Source organism: Anaerostipes faecis (assembly GCF_910574135.1).
Lineage (GTDB): Bacteria > Bacillota > Clostridia > Lachnospirales > Lachnospiraceae > Anaerostipes > Anaerostipes hominis.
In genome coordinates this window covers 1-16,933 of sequence record NZ_CAJSYK010000038.1, presented here as the reverse complement: position 1 = coordinate 16,933, position 16,933 = coordinate 1, and the positions used below count along the sequence as shown (strand labels likewise).

The following is a 16,933-nucleotide window of genomic DNA, read 5'->3' as shown; positions in this document are numbered from 1 at the left end:
GGGCAATCTCAAAAGAAAAGCTGAAACAGGCAGGGCTTGTGAGTTGCTACGATTATTACATGGAACGTCATGCTTTGAAGTTATGTTGAACCGCCGTATGCCGAACGGCATGTACGGTGGTGTGAGAGGGGAGATTTAATCTCCCCTACTCGATTAAATTTATTTTAAGTATTTTTTCAGAATGCCGGTTAATTCTTTTACGTCAACAGGCTTTTTTGCGACCTCCCAGTTAAGTTCGTTATCTTCAGCAAGCAGGATACGATGGCCGGACATATCAGGAAGCTTCCAGTCTATAAGCTATGGGGTGTCCCCAACACCATCTTCTAAAAATATAATGAATGCTCTGAATGCAGCAATAGAGATTACATCTGACTGTCCATGTCGTAGAACATTTCATTCAGACCAGGGCTGGGGCTATCAAATGAAAGCATATGTTCGTACATTGCAGGAACATCGGATTTTTCAGAGTATGTCCCGAAAAGGAAACTGCCATGATAATTCTGTTATGGAAAACTTTTAACGAATAAAAGAGAAGCTAGGATGGCTGAGTCCGGTTGAATACAGACTCAGTCTCTTGGCGGCATAAAAGAAAAATGCGAAGTGGATTTTCCACTTCGCAATAAAGTCTGACTTTTAGGGGTCACCTATTACACTGTGATAACTCCCATTCCCTGGAATATGGAGAACAGGAGAATGGCTATGATACAGATCGGTGCAAAAAATCTAATCATTGGAATATATAAATTTTTTCGTTTGAAATCTCCTGAACTTTCCACTTCATCAATGATTTCTTTTGGTTTGATAACATAAGCGGCAAATATGCAGGTGCAGAATGCTGCAATCGGCATCAAGACGCTGTTGCTCAGGAAGTCGAAGAAATCCAGAAAACTTAAGCCAAGAAGCTTAATATGACCCCATATACCAAATCCCAGAGATGACGGCACTGCCATGATCATTGCAATGACAAACATGGTAATGCAGGCTCTGATGCGGGATAAATGAAACTTATCCATTACGATGGAGACCAGCGTTTCCAAAAGAGAAATCGCAGAAGTCAGCGCCGCGAAGAAAACTAAAATGAAGAAAACAGCTCCGATGACAGTTCCCAGAGCCATGCTGTTAAATACCTTCGGAAGCATTTTAAACATCAGGGATGGTCCGGATGCAAGCATATCCGCATTGCCTCCTGAAAATACAAAGACCGCAGGAACGATCATAAGCCCTGACAGGAATGCAACACCTGTATCAAAAATCTCTACCTGTGAAACAGACTTCTCAAGGTTAGACTTTTTCGGCATATAGGAACCAAATGTAATCATAATTCCCATAGCAAGGGACATGGAGTAGAACAGCTGTCCCAGAGCAGCAAGGAATGTGGTAGGTGTCAGATCCTTGAGATTTGGCTTGATGTAATACAATACACCTTCCATGGCACCCTTTCTGGTAATGCAGTATACGGAGATTCCGATCAACAATACAATTAAGACCGGCATCAGGATCGTACTGACTTTTTCAATACCGCCTTCAACCCCGAGAGCTACGACAATCAATACAAGTCCTGCAAAGATCAGGAGCCATACCATAGGGCTTACGGATTGGCTGATAAAGCCTTCAAAGAAAGTATCTCCAGCCGCCTGGCTGATATTTCCGCTTATTGAGACAAACAGATATTTTGTTACCCATCCTCCAATGACACAGTAATAAGGGAATATAATAAACGGTATGATACTGGTCAGATAACCGATAAACTTATACTTTTTATTAAAATAGGAAAATGCATGTATGGCACTTTTTCCGGTTCTCCGGCCAATGGCAATCTCGGTGATCATCAGAGTAAACCCAAAGGTTACTGCAAGTATCAGATAGATCAAAAGGAAGCTTCCTCCTCCGTATTTAGCTGCCAAATATGGAAATCTCCATATGTTTCCTAATCCTACCGCTGATCCCGCAGTCGCAAGCACAAAGCCGATTCTGCTGGAAAAGCTGCCTCTTTCTTCATTCATAAATCTGTGAAATCCTCCTTTAGTTTATACTACGTCGACATCTTCACCTGCCAACACAGCATTCATATTTCGAACGGAACACATTTTTCCGCACATGGTACATGTATCTTCTCTTTCAGGTTTTGATTCAGCGCGGTACCTTCTTGCCTTTTCAGGGTCTAAAGCCAGATCAAACTGGGCCTCCCAGTCAAGCTTCTGCCTTGCCTTGGCCATCTGGTTGTCCCAATCGATTGCTCCTTTTATGCCTTTGGCGATATCCGCCGCATGGGCTGCAATCTTTGAAGCCATAATGCCTTCTTTTACATCGTCTACATTTGGAAGACGCAGATGCTCGGCCGGTGTAACATAACACAGGAAGCTTGCACCGGATGCCGCTGCAATGGCACCTCCGATCGCTGAAGTGATATGGTCATATCCAGGGGCGATATCGGTAACCAGCGGCCCTAACACATAAAAAGGCGCACCTTTGCATATAGTCTGCTGAATTTTCATATTTGCCTGTATCTGGTCCATTGGCATGTGTCCGGGTCCTTCGATCATTACCTGGACATCCTTTTTCCAGGCCCGGGCCGTCAATTCTCCCAAAGTTACCAGCTCCTCGATCTGAGAAATATCGCTGGCGTCTTTAATGCACCCCGGACGGCAGGCATCCCCGAGGCTTAGAGTAACGTCATATTCATTACAAATGTCCAAAATCTCATCATAGTATTCAAAGAACGGATTTTCACAGCCGGTAGCTTCCATCCAGGCAAAGATCAATGATCCGCCGCGGGAAACAATGTTCATCTGTCTCTTCATGGCCTTAAAACGGTCTGCAGTACTGCGGTTAATCCCGCAGTGAATGGTCATGAAGTCGACTCCGTCTTCCGCATGCATTTTAAATATGTCGATCCATTCTCTGGATGTGATATCCTTGAGAGCCTTGTTGTAGTATACGATGGCATCGTAAATCGGAACAGTGCCCAGAATGGCCGGGCATTCAGCCACAAGCTTTCTTCTGAAGGTCTGAGTGTCCCCGAAAGAAGAAAGATCCATGATCGCTTCAGCACCCATGGAGACAGCCTGGTTTACTTTCTTCATTTCCACATCCATATTCAGACAGTCTCTGGATGTTCCAAGGTTGACATTGATCTTTGTTTTCAGGGAATTGCCGATGCCGAACGGCTTTAAGCATTTATGATTTTTGTTGGCCGGTATGACGATTGTTCCGGCGGCAACTTCATTCATAAGCTTTTGAAGATCCATTCCTTCATAGGCAGCTACAGTTTCCATTTCCTTGGTCGCGATGCCGGCTCTGGCGGCATTCATCTGTGTTGTGTAAGTCATCTTACAACCTCCTCGTTTCAATCAGTCGGGAGGGAATCTAAAATGCAGTATTTAGTTTTCGGAACATTACTTTTTAATGTACATGCTTCCGTTACAATAAGCATCTAAATCCCTACGTTGGCATTACCCAAATCAGGTATGATGGTCGAAGGTTCATCCTTCCTCTCAGCCCGTAAAAGCTCCCATTTTAGTTTCAAAAACGACCTTAAAGGTCATCTTTCGTATTGTATCATTGTTTATTAGAAAGTGCAATGGTTTGAAAATTGCAATATCAGCCAAAAGAGACAATCAAGTGATAAAAACTCATACAATAAGTTTCCAGTTTTTGTGTTATAATAAAGGAAAGGAGAAGCATTTCCGCGGATTACGGGGAGTGCCCAAACGCAGTTAGGAGTGAGAGAAAATGGCAAGTTTAATATTAGAGGGCGGGACATTCCGGCCTATTTTCAGCGCAGGGGTGATGGATGCCCTGTTGGACCGCGACATTATGTTTCCGTATGTGATCGGAGTGTCAGCCGGCATCTGTGACGGCTTTTCTTACGTATCCAGACAGAGGGAGAGAAATCTTCAGATCCTTATGAATCACAGAAATGATCCCAGGTATGTAGGAAGACAGAATCTTATCAAAGAAAGAAGCCTGTTCGGGCTGAATTTTGTTTACAATGTGATCCCAAATAAATTATATCCGTTTGACTGGGACACCTTTTACAAATATGACGGAAAAATCCTAGTGGGAGTTACCAATGCCCTGACCGGGGAAATCGAGTACAAAGACGGAAAAGACTTGGATGAGGAGTGCATGATGCTGAGGGCAACCTGCGCACTGCCGCTTATTTTCCCGGCGATCAATCTGGACGGTGTTCCTTATTTCGACGGAGGAATCGCAGATCCGATCCCGGTTCGCAAAGCGATACGGGACGGCAATGACAAGCATTTGATCGTACTCACAAGACCAAAGGGATATAAAAAGGAGCTCAGCAAAAGCCATAAGGTTACATCAAGGCTGCTGAAAAGAAAGTATCCGAAGCTTCCGGACCTGCTTTTGAACCGTCATGTGGAGTACAACCGCACTGTCCGGTACTGCGAGAGACTGGAGAGAGAAGGAAAGGCTGTGATTCTCAGGCCGGATCATCCCATTGACAGTTTTGAAAAGGATATCGATGTGCTCAGGGAGACTTATCAGATGGGATACGATATGGCAATAGAAAGAATAGAAGAAATCAAAAAACTGTGATACAATAAATTAGAAGAAGAGGTGGTCAGGATGGCAAGAATTTTGTATTCAGAGCGGCCGTATGTAGAAGAACTATCTACCAATAAGACAAGAAATTTAATAGTAATCTGTGAACGCCTCTTTCTGCCGGTGCAGGCAGATGCAGCCAAGCTTGAACTGGCCGGGGAGATCGCCGGCAGACTCATCGATGAGCCCCAGGTTCTTCTCTGGATGCTTCAGTTGGAGGCAATTGAACTTTTGTTTGAACTTTGGGAACAGAAGGATGGGCAGTTTGCACTGGAGCCCAATTTTAATGATCTTCAGCAGCTCCGGTATCTGGGCTTCATTCATGTGGAAGAGGACCAGGTGGCTGTTAATATAGAGGCAAAGGATCTGTTTTATTTTATTTTAAAGAGCCACAAGTCCGGGAAGATCATGGAAAGGCATACAAGATGGGAGCAGGTTATTTTCGGGATGCTGTTTACTTACGGTATTCTCGATGTATATTACTGCTATGATATTTTTGTGCAGGTGACAGGGGAGAAGATATCTTATGACGAGATGGAAAGGTTTCTCCTGATCCGGATCGTATTTTGGCGAAGCGGCATCCTGCTGCGCAATGAGAAAACAAAGCGCCTGTTTATGGTGAGCCGTGAGGTCCTTGACCGGAACGAAGTGTTTGACGAGTGGAACGAGTATCAGGATCTTAATTTCAAGGAATATACGGAAGATGAGTATGTGGCGCTTGCCATGGGCAACGGCGTGACCGGATGGCCGGGAGTCTCCGAGATGTTTACTTATATTCTGGAGGAGATCGAGGACGACCGCTACAAGGCTATGGTCATTATGAAGTCCATTATTTTGATGATTCAGAACGGTGCCAGTTATCTGGATACGGTTGTAAAAGTATCCAGACTCCTGGATGCCGAAGAAGAGGACGAAAAGATTTTTTACGATTGTTTGAAAACTGTTTTTTATCATACGCCCATTTATGGGAAAAAAGGCCATACGCTCTCGGACATGGCGAAGAAACAGGACGACGTGCCGTTTCAGGTGATCAACGGCGGCAAAAAGATATAGGAGGTATCAATGAAGCAGTCAAATGTGCTTGTAGTAGATGATGAAAAGGAAATCGCTGATTTCATAGAGCTCTATTTGAAAAATGAAAACTATGAGGTGTTCAAGTTCTACAACGGTGCCGGGGCACTGGAATGTGTGGAACAGGAGCAGATCGATCTGGCAATTCTGGATGTGATGCTCCCGGACATCGATGGCTTTGAAATATTAAAAGAAATACGGAAAGACCATAACTTTCCGGTTATCATGCTGACCGCAAAGACAGCATCTATGGATAAGATCAACGGACTGACCCTGGGAGCGGATGACTATATCGAAAAACCGTTTGAACCGCTGGAGCTGATGGCGAGGGTGAAAGCCCAGCTGCGCCGTTTTATCCGCTATAATGACGGCAGCGGCCAGAGCAGTGAAGATACTCTGGAGATTGCCGGACTGGTGCTGAACAGGAATACACACCAATGTCTGTACGGGGAAGAGGAAGTGATACTGACGCCTCTGGAGTTTTCGATCCTCTGGATACTCACTAAGAATAAGGGAAAGGTCATAAGTTCGGAAAATCTGTTTGAGCAGGTGTGGAAAGAAAAATATTTCAAGAACAACAACAATACAGTTATGGTCCACATCCGCCACCTGAGAGAAAAGCTCGGAGAGGTGATGGGACATAAAGAGCTGATCAAGACTGTCTGGGGAGTGGGATATAAAGTTGAGGAGTAAGTGGAACAAATACCGGAGCTTAAAAATCAGGATTATGCTCCAGACCTTAGGCATCAGCCTGCTCGTAGGTATCTTTGGTTATCTGTTTATTTTTGTCTTTGTGGACGGAGTGCTTCAGGCGCCGTTTGCAGACAGCATGGTGCACTTTTTTGAGCAGTTCGGATTCGACAATGAGAGTGCTATTCATCTGTACCGTGCGATCTTCTGGGATAATAAGACCATGATCATTTCTACGGGATTTATCTTTCTGTTCTTATGCAGTTTTTATCTGGGTATGTCCAGGTTTACAACCTATTTGAGGCAGATTGAATCCGGGATCGATATGATCCTGACAGACTCCAGCGATCTGATCGAGCTGGAGCCGGAATTGCAGCCTATGGAAAACCGTCTCAATGAGATCAAGGTCAGTCTGAAGGAACAGCGCAGGCAGGCCCAGGAGAGCGAGCAGCGCAAAAATGACCTGGTGGTATATCTGGCCCATGATTTGAAGACTCCTCTGACATCGGTTATTGCATACCTGAGTCTTTTAAGCGAGGCACCGGATATGCCTCTGGAACAGAGGGCAAAGTATACAGATATTTCTCTGGAGAAAGCCAAACGTCTGGGGGACCTGATCAATGAATTTTTTGAGATTACAAGATACAATCTTCAGAATATTACTCTGGAAAAGAAGACATTCTATCTGTATGTTTTGTTAGAACAGGTATTGGATTCTTTTGAACCGGTCTTTAAAGAACGCGGCCTGACCTGCCACACGGAGATCGAAGACTCGATCCTGATCCACGGGGACCCGGACAAACTGGCTCGTGTCTTTGAGAACCTCTTAAGAAACGGAGTTTCCTACTGTTACCCGAATTCAGCTATCGAGGTCAGCGCATCGGGAGAAGAAAAAGAGACGGTGATCAGGATCAGGAACCAGGGGAAAGAGATACCGAAGCATAAACTTGAGAATTTATTTGAAAAGTTTTACCGTCTGGATGAAGCGCGGTCTACGGAGACCGGCGGAGCGGGCCTTGGTCTTGCAATCGCCAGGGAGATCGTAGAGCTGCATCAGGGAACGATCACTGCGAACAGTAATAAGGATTTCACGGAGTTTATTGTCAGACTTCCAATGGAACAGAAGGAGGAGCCATGAAAAGTACTTATGTAATCGGGCACAGGAATCCGGATACGGACTCCATTTGCTCTGCGATTGCCTACGCGAATCTGAAAAATCAGGTAAACGGAGGGGGATTTGAAGCCCGCAGGGCCGGCAACGTTAACGGAGAGACGAGTTTTGTATTAAAGCAGTTTCATGTGAAGGCCCCGGAGTTTTTGAGCGATATCAGGCCCCGTATGAGCGATATCACGCTGCATGAGGTGGAAGGTGTCAGACAGGACATCTCGATCAAGGAGGCAGGGGACCGGATGAAGAAGCTGAAACTGGTGGCTCTTCCAGTCCTGGAAAATAACCGTCTGAAAGGTATGGCGACGATCAGTGATATCGCCCATGCGGACATGGATGTTTATGACAGTGAGATTCTGGCAAAGGCAAAGACTCCGTATCAAAATCTGGTAAAAACTCTGGATGGTGTGATGACGGCAGGCAATATTTCAGATGTCATCGATCACGGAAAGGTAACGGTATCTGCTGCCAGCATCGACAAGATGGAACAGTTTGTGACAGAGGGGGATTTAGTGATCCTCGCGGACAGAGACGATGTTCAGAAGCGCGCTATTGAGATCGGCGCCCAGTGCATCATCGTATGTATGGGCAGCAAAGTGAGCAGGGAAATCCAGGAGATGGCAGAGTTAAAAGGATGCCATATCCTTGTGACGCCTTACGACACTTTTACAGCCGGCAGGCTGGTCTGCCAGTCCATGCCGATTTCCTATGTGATGACCAAAGAAAATATCATAACCTTTTCTTCCAATGACTATGTGGATGATGTGAAGGCACTGATGGCAAAAAAGAGATTCCGCTATTTTCCGGTGCTTGACCCCAGGGGAGACTTCATCGGTCTTGCATCCAGACGGCGTATGCTGGGATTTGAGAAGCGGAAAATGATCCTGGTGGACCACAATGAACTGTCACAGGCCGTGGAGGGACTGGAAGAATGTGAGATCCTGGAGATCATTGACCATCACCGTCTGGGCTCTATGGAAACCATGTCGCCTGTCTATTTCAGGAACCAGCCGGTAGGATGTACGGCAACGATCGTGACGCAGATGTACGAAGAACAGGGTGTGGAGATCACTAAGCCGATGGCAGGTCTGCTCTGCTCCGCGATCCTTTCCGACACGCTCATGTTCCGGTCACCGACCTGTACTCCGGCGGATGAGGCTGCTGCCAGAAAGCTGGCCGAGATTGCAGGGATAGAGGTAGAAGAATATGCCAAGCAGATGTTCCGTGCGGGAAGCGACTTGAAGGGCAAAGCTGCCGATGAGATCTTTTATCAGGATTACAAAAAATTCTCCTCAGGAGATGTCTCCTTCGGAGTGGGACAGATCACGTCTCTGGATCAGGGCGAGTTAGAGGAGATCAAAGACAAGATCATACCGTATGCCGAGACGGTCAGAAATGAACAGGGATTGGATATGATCTATTTTATGCTGACCAATATTCTGGAAGAGACAACTTATCTCATTATGATCGGAGATAAGAGCAGCGGTATTATCTCACAGGGCTTTGGAGCAGAGACAGACGGATGTGTCGCAAAGCTTCCGGGTGTGATGTCCAGAAAGAAACAGTTAATCCCGAATATACTGAATATTATACAGCAGTAATCTGGCAGTCATGCCCCAGATCACGCGCTCTTTGAAGCGGTAAAAACAAACCTCATATTTCCCTTTTGCCCACGGATAATTTTCTCCGTTTGGAATATCGGCAAAAGGGAAATTTTTTTGCGGTTTTGTCATGAGAATGCTGCTGTAATATTCCGGTTCGTTTTCAAGAAAGAAATCAAGAGGGACGGTAAAGACAGAATCCACCTCATCTCTGGAAAACTGTCCGTGATAGTCATGCAGCTCTGCCAGGAACGGTTCAATCCTCGTCTGATACGGGGTTACGAGATAATCTAAGGCCCCGAAGACTTCAATATGTTCCCTTTGTATAAATAATTCTTCTGTGGTCTCCCGGACAGCCGCCTCATAGGTCGTTTCTCCCGGCTCCACTTTTCCGCCGGGGAAACAGACTTCGCCCGGCTGTTTATTTAAATGTCTGGCACGTACCTCAAATAAAACGTGGTACCCATCCTCCTTTTTTATCAGGGGAATGAGTACCGCAAATGACGTTTCCTTTTCTTTACCGATTCGTTTTGGGATATGATGTCTTAAAGATTCAAACATGGGGTTCTCCTAAAATCTGAAATCACGCTTTCCTTCATGGATATTTTCAATATATTCTTTTGCTTTTTGCTTTACCACCGGATTTGTAATCGTCTCCAGCGCTTTTTGGATCACTTTTTCGCCCTTTTGCTTTGTATCCTCAGAGGCGTAGTCTTCCAGATACTCTTTGAGGGTCATCATGGCATTTGGCCCGCAGCAGTTGGCGATCTGGCCTGACTTTACAAGGGACATGAAGCGGTCGCCGGTCCTTCCCTCCCGGTAGCAGGCAGTACAGAAGCTTGGGATATGGCCCAGGTCAAGAAGCCAGTTTACCACCTCGTCTAAAGTACGGTCGTCACTCCGCTCAAACTGGGCAGAATTGTCTTCCGGTTTTTCTGGTTCTGCGTATCCGCCCACGCTGGTGGAAGATGCACCGCTGATCTGGGACACACCGACCCTGAGCACTCGTTCCCTGGACTCTTTTGTCTCCCTTGTGGAAACGATGATGCCGGTGTACGGCACTGCCACGCGTAGGATCGCCACGATCTTTTCAAAAATATCATCGTTGATTCCGTTTTCAAACTCATCTGGGTCTACATCCTCTGCCGGACGGATTCTGGGAACACTGATCGTATGAGGACCCACGCCGAACCTGGCTTCCAGGTGCTCCGCATGCATCAGAAGTCCTGCAAAGTCATAGCGGTACATATTCAGGCCGAACAGGACACCGATCCCTACGTCGTCAATCCCGGCTTCCATGGCACGGTCCATAGCTTCTGTGTGATAAGCGTAATTATGTTTCGGGCCGGTAGGATGCAGAACTTCATAGTTGTCTTTATGATATGTCTCCTGGAATAAAATATACGTTCCGATTCCAGCATCCCTGAGTTTTTTATAATTCTCCACGGTGGTGGCTGCGATATTTACATTGACACGGCGGATGGCTCCGTTTTTGTGTTTGATCCCATAGATTGTCTTAATGCTCTCAAGAACATAATCAATCGGGATATTCACCGGATCTTCCCCGGTTTCCAGTGCAAGGCGCTTGTGTCCCATATCCTGAAGGGCGATCACTTCTTTTTTGATCTCTTCCTGGGAAAGCTTTTTCCTGCGGATATGTTTGTTTTTATAGTGGTATGGACAGTAAACACAGCCGTTGACACAATAATTTGCGAGGTAGAGAGGCGCAAACATAACGATCCGGTTGCCATAAAACTCTTCCTTGATCTTGATGGCCAGGTCAAAGACTTTCTGCATCAGCTCTTTATCCTCACATGCCAGCAGGACAGATGCCTCTCTATGGCTTAAACCTTTCAGCTTTTTTGCTTTTTCAATAATTGACAGGATCAGTTCCCGGTTATCCTTATTGGCATCTGCGTAGGCAAGGGTATCCTTGATCTCCTGGTCACTGATAAATTCTTCTGCAGTTTTTGAATCTGGTTGGTACATAATTTTTCTCCTTTATTTTGTTTTTGCAAACATTGATTTGACGCTGATTCCATCGATCATTCCCAGTTTGCCGGAAAGAGTGCTGATTGCATTTTCCGGCGCATCCAAAACGATGGATATGATGTTGATGTCCTTTTCCCGGTAGGGAATGCCCATTCTGCCCACGATAAAATCCCGGTATTCATGCAGCAGCTGATTGGTGGGAGTTATGCCTTTTTCTTCCTCGATGATAATACCGATCAGCGCGATCCGTGTTTCCTTCATATGATTATGAACCTCCTTAAAATAAAAAGGCATATCCCATAGGAATATGCCTGATCATCGCAGTATAAGAACAGAGTTTCACCTGAGAAACTCTGTGGTTGGCTTATAAAGGATCAATCTTGGCATCGGGCAGTACCCTGGCTTCAGAAAGATGTTTTTCACTGCTTTTATAGTAGCCCAAAACAGGGCAGAAGTCAATCGGCCTTTCCCGTCTCATTAATATGAATAAGGCGGGATCCAAATAAAATTTTTCTAATTTTCTTGTTTCACCAGAGGAAGTGTTATGGTAAAGGCTGTATATCTGCCCTTTTCTGACATGGCCTTTATGGTGCCGCCATATTCCTCCAAAGAGATCCGAACAAAATATAGGCCCAGGCCCCTGGTGTGATATGAGGCATGTCTTCGGGAGAGATTCCTTCTCCAGTATCAGTAAAAGTGATGACCGCTTCCTTATCAGAGTACTCAGCGGTTATGGTCAGGGAACCTTCCGGCGGAGTGTGTTCGGTGGCGTTCAGGATCATATTTTCAAAAGCCCGGAAAAGGCGAGATTTCTGATGATAGATAAAAAATTGGCCTTCCGGCAGATGTAAATAGTAATAGATACCGCCAGCGTCTGTGTACGGTTTTGTCTCTGTGTAGACATAGGACAGAAATTCATTGCAGTCCATGGGACAGGGCGGCTCATGGATCCCGCCCTCACGTATAAAATCAATATAGGTCTTGATGGCCGACACAGGAGCTTTTAAGTCATGGGCGGCGATGGAAAGAAATTCTTTGCGTTCCTCCAGCATCTTTGACAGGCGGGCTGTCTTTGCCTCCACTTCCTCCTGAAGCTGCTGGGTGAGCTGCTGGTTTTTGACGATCAGCCCCCCGGTTATAACGGATGATCAGAACCATAAAGAACAGAACCATGAGAAAAACGCTGTACTCATCCTGCCATCCGAAGCAGAGTGGCTCGTACGCTCCCCCGGTCCATAAGTCAGTAAAAAGGCCAAACCCAAAGACTGCGTTTCCGGCGAGCAGCCATACAGAGGACTTTTCCTTTACAGCCCCCAGGAAGGCCAGAAGGATTAAATAGAGGCTGACCATCAGTTTGGAAGTATATACAATGGTTCCATATACATTGACCACACTTGGAAACCCAGGGAACAGTGCATAGGTAAAAATAACCGGGGACACAGCCATAAGGGCAGTAAACGTATAAACAGACATATGAAGCTTAATCGGCAGAATCCCGCTGCACAGCCGGATTGTCAGCAAAACCATACAAGACAGCATTGCAAAATATGACACATCTTCAATGAGATAGGAGATGCCGCCCAGATCCCATCCGAGCCAGTGGATGAATGGGTAGCTGACGTGAACAGAAAAAAACAGGCAGACCAGGCCGTATGCCACAAAGACTGGGTCCGGCCTTTTTCGGATTCAGACACCCAAATAACAGCGGCTCCCAGCGGGAAAAAGCACAAAAGAGCATAAAAAATCAGCTTTTGGGCCAGGGCATTTGTGACCATACCGTTTGTACCAAGTATAAAAGGATAGGTAAGCCCGCTGTAATAATGGGTATCATTGGCTGTCTGGATGACCAATTCCACACTTCCTGAGGGGAGAGAGACCAATGTATTTTGTATATGTCTGGAGACGGGTTTCGTGTCCGGGGTGCCCATCTGGCGGACCAGCTTTTGGTTGACATAGATTCGGCAGGAAGATCTTAATAGTACTGGAGGTGTTGTCGCTGAAGGTGTCCTAGGACAACCTGATTTATCAATTCCTAGATTTGATTCAAATAATTCTGGCGATGAGATTAAAGATATCAGCAATAGCTTAGAAGGTTATGCGTTAAAAACGGTAACTGCAAAGAATGCTGAAGATATGGCGCGAAAGCAAGCAACCGTGATTGTCACAGGAAATAAAGCAAAAAGAGGCGGCGGTATTGGTGCTCATGGCAGTGTCGTCATAGGTACAGAAGACAATGGGTATAACCTGTCTGTTAAAAAGAAGTGGAATACGGTATCCGGAACTGTTCCCAAATCTATTGCAGTAGATTTAATAAAAATAGATGAAAATGATAATAAGACAATATTAGAAACAGTGAAACTAAGCGCAGAGAATCATTGGGAATATACTTTTAAAGATTTGCCAACCCAATATACTTACGTTGTTAAAGAACACAAGCTGCTGTTACAAAGTCTGTAACGAAGATATGGGATGACAAGGAAGACCAGGACGGTATTCGTCCCAGCGAGATTTTTGTTCAGCTCTATGCGGGTGACAAAATAGCCGGAGAAGCAGTGAAATTAAACTCGGATAACCATTGGTCTTATACATGGACAGATCTTGCGAAATTTGAAGACGGCAAAGACTAGATTATTCCATTAAGGAAACTGAGATTCCAGATGGCTACACAGGAAAAGTAGAAATTGATAAGGATGGGCACTTCATCTTAACAAATACCCATCAGGTTAAATCAATAGAGCCAACAGAAGCAAGCGAGCCAGAAGAACCAAGGAAACCAAAAAAAGCAAGTCAGCCAGTATTTTATTCGTTTCGTTTAGAAAGAAAAAGTGAAAACACTAAAAAAGGAGCGGAAAATATGATATACTGGTAAAAGAATCACAGATATATGAATACCTGTGATTTAAACAAAACAGGAGGAATTAAGATGAGTGGTAGAACCAATGTGGAATTGGGAGGTATTACGCTGCTGGGAAATCAGCAGACAAAATATCCGGATGATTATGCGCCGGAAGTGCTGGAGACTTTTCCGAATAAGCATCCTGACAATGATTATTTTGTAAAGTTTAATGCGCCGGAATTTACAAGTCTGTGTCCTATGACTGGTCAACCGGATTTTGCGACCGTTTATATTTCCTATGTCCCGGGGGAAAGGATGGTGGAAAGCAAATCCCTCAAGTTATATCTGTACAGTTTCAGGAATCACGGCGATTTCCACGAGGACTGTATGAATATTATCATGAAGGATCTGATCAAACTGATGGACCCGAAATATATTGAAGTATGGGGAAAATTTACGCCGAGAGGCGGGATTTCGATTGACCCGTACTGCAACTATGGGAAGAAGGGAACGCCGTGGGAGCAGATTGCTTTTGACAGACTGGCTCACCATGACATGTACCCTGAAAAGGTGGATAACCGGTAGTATTTCAGATAATAAATTAATTTGGGAGCTATTAACTGCTGTGTTCTTTGCAGTTGGGGGACTTGTGAGATACACAGTAACAAAGACATGATAAAAAGGAGAGAACGTTATGAGAAGAGCATTAAAAGCCGTTGTGTGCTTAGGGCTGTCCCTTTCGTTGGGATTCAGCACTGTAGCATTTGGTGCGGAGAAAAAGGAAACTGAAGTACCAAAGGTAAGTATTCAGAAAATGGGAATTAGTTCAGCCAGTAATTTAACAGAAAGTGGAATAACAAAAAGTTCTAAAGGGAGAGCAGCAAAGGCAGTTATTGCTACTCCAGTAGAGGCAAAATTATGTCTAACCCCAAATGATTTAAACAAGGCAAAACAATACAAGACAGCTAAGGGATCAGTGATTGGATTTACAGTAAAGATGCCAAGTGATGGAGCTTTATTTGTTGATCTAAAAATTTATAATGGAGTTACAAATAGATTAGAGTATTCTGATGTTTTACTTACTGATGTGAACGATAACCCAATTGCAAAAGGTTCTACGAGCAGCAATACAATTAGAGTTAATAATTTAAAGGCAGGATACTATAATATATATATTGCATCAAGAATTGAAGGAAATTCTGTGTATGCACAAGTTAAACCTTATTCTTTCATTAATAACGCATCAAAGATTAATGGAAGTTTGAGGGCATTTGTTGGAAGTGGAAGAACTATCTACCGTAACTTTTCTGTAAAGAAACGGAGCCAAGTTTGGCTTAAGGCCGGAAGAGAGTCAGGCTGGTCAGCAAAAGTTTATTTACAGAAAAAGTCAGGGAAGAAATGGACTAGAGTTACAGATATAGAATATCCAAAATTAACAGATGCATCTAGATATTTTGCAGTTAGTCCGGGTAGTTATCGTATTGTTTTTGAATCTACGGATGCGAACGATTTGTACCGAGCAAGTTTTGGAACAAAGTCGTATACAGGAAAATACGCCACAAAGAAATCCAAATCCAAATCTATCAGCCGTAAAAAATCCAAGACAAATGTGCTGACTGCTTCAGATGCTAAGAAGAAGACCCATTGGTACAAGTTTAAAGTCAGCAAACGACGTTCTACACAGTTTAAGGTTACTACATATAACAGTTCAGGAAGTGTGACTGCAACGCTGTACAAGGGAAAGAAGAAGCTGAGCTCACGTACGGCCTACAGCCCAAGTTATATTACTTTCAAAGGAAAATTATCAAAGGGAACCTATTATGTAAAGGTAACAAAAAATACAAAGAATACAAGCGGAAAATACATTGTCAAATATGTAAAATAAAAAGCTTTGCAGCAGAGCCGACAGACTCTGCTGCAGCTGGCTTTTGCGTTAAAACATTTTCTATGATTGAGGAGAACAGGTTATGAAAAAGCAGATGAAGAAAAAACTGGCAGTTTTACTCAGCCTTGTTATGATTATTTCCCTGGCACTGGCGGGATGCAGTAAGAAAGAAGAAATTCCGGAACCCCATAAGCTGGTAGAAGCTTACTATCTGCTGTTTACGAGAGGTAACACAGAACAGCTGGTCAAAAACGGAAAGACAGAAAAAGAAGCAAAGCAGGTCTTAAAGACATACAAAACAAGTATGAAGACTTCTTTCATGTCTTCTGCAAATTCCGCTGGGGGTGTATTTAAGTCTGAGGATGCAGATAAGGTTATCGATTCCATGCTCCACGCCTTAGCCAAGCTGAAATATGAAGTGAAAACAGACGAAAAAGATGAAAAAGAAGGTACAGCAACGGTTGTACTGAAATCACAGAGTATTGATCTGGCCAAAATACAAGCCCAGCTTATGAAAAATATGCAGAATGCAATAAAAGCAGGAAAGATCACCCAGCAGAGCCAGTTAGGCACCTATGTTCTTTCTGAGATGGCGAAACTGATCCAAAAATCAAAGCCAACAGAAGAGATGAAAGTAGCCACTTTAAAAATGAAGCTGAAGACAGTGAAGGAAAACAAGAAAGAGGTCAAAAGGTGGATGCCTGAAAACAGCTATACGTTTGAGGCTGAAATAGCGAAAGTCCTTATTAAACAGTAATGATATTTGACAGACCAGTATAGTGTCAGAAATTCTTAGAATTCCTAAGACTTTCTTCAGGTCATTTTATACTTTGTTTAGAATTGTTTATTTTCTATCCATTGTTTCCGGGGAGGATTCTGATATACTTAGATTATAGTTTTTCATATATATTAATCCTCTCTTTTCATTAAATAGATAACCCCGCATTTGACATTGCGGGGTTGTTTTTTAAGTATGACGGGCATGTCCGTGTTCTGTGGTGCAAGTCCACATAGGCGTAGCTACCGACGAACTTGTAAGCGACTCCCAAGGTTTGCATCGTGAGGTGTGGGCGAGAAGAAGGGATAGCGAAATCGTAGCCCTACGGACAGAAACCCGATAT

General features: G+C 44.3%; 16 protein-coding genes, 2 pseudogenes and 1 riboswitch. Of the genes and pseudogenes, 11 read left to right on the top strand and 7 right to left on the bottom strand.

Going from position 1 to position 16,933, the window contains the following annotated elements; all coding sequences use genetic code 11:
• Positions 1-292: 292 nt before the first annotated feature.
• A pseudogene (locus tag QGT46_RS16075) lies at positions 293-517 on the top strand (DDE-type integrase/transposase/recombinase); the annotation flags it as partial.
• A gap of 130 nt (positions 518-647) precedes the next feature.
• Here the strand turns inward: QGT46_RS16075 and QGT46_RS16070 are convergent.
• Together QGT46_RS16070 and thiC are read right to left on the bottom strand one after the other, a co-directional pair.
• Positions 648-2,003 (bottom strand): sodium-dependent transporter, encoded by a 1,356-nt coding sequence (locus tag QGT46_RS16070; protein ID WP_148460328.1) that lies wholly within the window; start codon positions 2,001-2,003, stop codon positions 648-650.
• Positions 2,004-2,027: 24 nt separating this feature from the next.
• A complete protein-coding gene (thiC, locus tag QGT46_RS16065; protein WP_024726480.1) occupies positions 2,028-3,329 on the bottom strand; it encodes a phosphomethylpyrimidine synthase ThiC in 1,302 nt (433 codons plus the stop codon).
• A 92-nt stretch (positions 3,330-3,421) separates the two neighbouring features.
• Positions 3,422-3,525, bottom strand: a riboswitch (TPP riboswitch).
• 207 nt (positions 3,526-3,732) lie between these two features.
• Here thiC and QGT46_RS16060 point away from each other — a divergent pair.
• The 5 genes from QGT46_RS16060 to QGT46_RS16040 are packed head-to-tail and all read left to right on the top strand — an operon-like array spanning position 3,733 to position 9,099.
• The gene (locus tag QGT46_RS16060; RefSeq protein ID WP_148460327.1) at positions 3,733-4,563 is read left to right on the top strand and encodes a patatin-like phospholipase family protein; all 831 of its coding nucleotides are present in this window, start codon (positions 3,733-3,735) and stop codon (positions 4,561-4,563) included.
• A 30-nt stretch (positions 4,564-4,593) separates the two neighbouring features.
• On the top strand, positions 4,594-5,622 hold the full coding sequence (locus tag QGT46_RS16055) for a hypothetical protein (RefSeq protein ID WP_148460326.1): 1,029 nt from the start codon (positions 4,594-4,596) through the stop codon (positions 5,620-5,622).
• A 9-nt stretch (positions 5,623-5,631) separates the two neighbouring features.
• Positions 5,632-6,333 carry a VanR-ABDEGLN family response regulator transcription factor gene (vanR, locus tag QGT46_RS16050; protein ID WP_148460325.1) on the top strand — a complete coding sequence of 234 codons (702 nt, stop codon included), beginning with the start codon at positions 5,632-5,634 and terminating at the stop codon, positions 6,331-6,333.
• Positions 6,323-7,468, top strand: a complete 1,146-nt coding sequence (locus QGT46_RS16045) for a sensor histidine kinase (protein WP_303009191.1) — start codon at positions 6,323-6,325, stop codon at positions 7,466-7,468. Before vanR ends, QGT46_RS16045 begins: the two co-directional genes overlap by 11 nt.
• Positions 7,465-9,099: a putative manganese-dependent inorganic diphosphatase gene (locus QGT46_RS16040; protein ID WP_148460324.1), complete on the top strand. Its 1,635-nt coding sequence runs from the start codon at positions 7,465-7,467 to the stop codon at positions 9,097-9,099. Before QGT46_RS16045 ends, QGT46_RS16040 begins: the two co-directional genes overlap by 4 nt.
• On the opposite strand, the gene QGT46_RS16035 is transcribed toward QGT46_RS16040, so the two are convergent.
• From QGT46_RS16035 to QGT46_RS16015, 5 genes and pseudogenes are all read right to left on the bottom strand, one after another.
• Positions 9,064-9,660: an NUDIX hydrolase gene (locus QGT46_RS16035; RefSeq protein ID WP_024726483.1), complete on the bottom strand. Its 597-nt coding sequence runs from the start codon at positions 9,658-9,660 to the stop codon at positions 9,064-9,066. The two genes, QGT46_RS16040 and QGT46_RS16035, sit on opposite strands and share 36 nt — an antisense overlap.
• Before the next feature lie 9 nt (positions 9,661-9,669).
• A complete protein-coding gene (gene hydG / locus QGT46_RS16030; protein ID WP_148460323.1) occupies positions 9,670-11,088 on the bottom strand; it encodes a [FeFe] hydrogenase H-cluster radical SAM maturase HydG in 1,419 nt (472 codons plus the stop codon).
• Between the two features lie 12 nt (positions 11,089-11,100).
• Positions 11,101-11,352, bottom strand: coding sequence for a TM1266 family iron-only hydrogenase system putative regulator (locus QGT46_RS16025; RefSeq protein ID WP_024726485.1), 252 nt, complete (start codon positions 11,350-11,352; stop codon positions 11,101-11,103).
• Between the two features lie 252 nt (positions 11,353-11,604).
• Positions 11,605-11,873, bottom strand: a pseudogene (locus tag QGT46_RS17585) (sensor histidine kinase).
• Between the two features lie 226 nt (positions 11,874-12,099).
• Entirely contained in the window at positions 12,100-12,750 is a 651-nt protein-coding gene (locus QGT46_RS16015) for a hypothetical protein (RefSeq protein WP_301591573.1), read from the bottom strand.
• Positions 12,751-13,224: 474 nt separating this feature from the next.
• Here QGT46_RS16015 and QGT46_RS16010 point away from each other — a divergent pair, with 474 nt between their 5' ends.
• The 5 genes from QGT46_RS16010 (at position 13,225) to QGT46_RS15995 (ending at position 16,569) form a co-directional block, all read left to right on the top strand.
• The gene (locus QGT46_RS16010) at positions 13,225-13,548 is read left to right on the top strand and encodes a Cna B-type domain-containing protein (protein WP_148460322.1); all 324 of its coding nucleotides are present in this window, start codon (positions 13,225-13,227) and stop codon (positions 13,546-13,548) included.
• Positions 13,549-13,553: 5 nt separating this feature from the next.
• Entirely contained in the window at positions 13,554-13,718 is a 165-nt protein-coding gene (locus tag QGT46_RS17580; RefSeq protein ID WP_148460329.1) for a Cna B-type domain-containing protein, read from the top strand.
• Positions 13,719-14,014: 296 nt separating this feature from the next.
• Complete coding sequence (queF, locus tag QGT46_RS16005; protein WP_137329659.1) at positions 14,015-14,512, top strand: preQ(1) synthase; 498 nt, start codon at positions 14,015-14,017, stop codon at positions 14,510-14,512.
• A 109-nt stretch (positions 14,513-14,621) separates the two neighbouring features.
• Positions 14,622-15,812: a pre-peptidase C-terminal domain-containing protein gene (locus QGT46_RS16000; protein ID WP_148460321.1), complete on the top strand. Its 1,191-nt coding sequence runs from the start codon at positions 14,622-14,624 to the stop codon at positions 15,810-15,812.
• Between the two features lie 82 nt (positions 15,813-15,894).
• The gene (locus QGT46_RS15995) at positions 15,895-16,569 is read left to right on the top strand and encodes a DUF5105 domain-containing protein (protein ID WP_148460320.1); all 675 of its coding nucleotides are present in this window, start codon (positions 15,895-15,897) and stop codon (positions 16,567-16,569) included.
• Positions 16,570-16,933 lie beyond the last annotated feature (364 nt).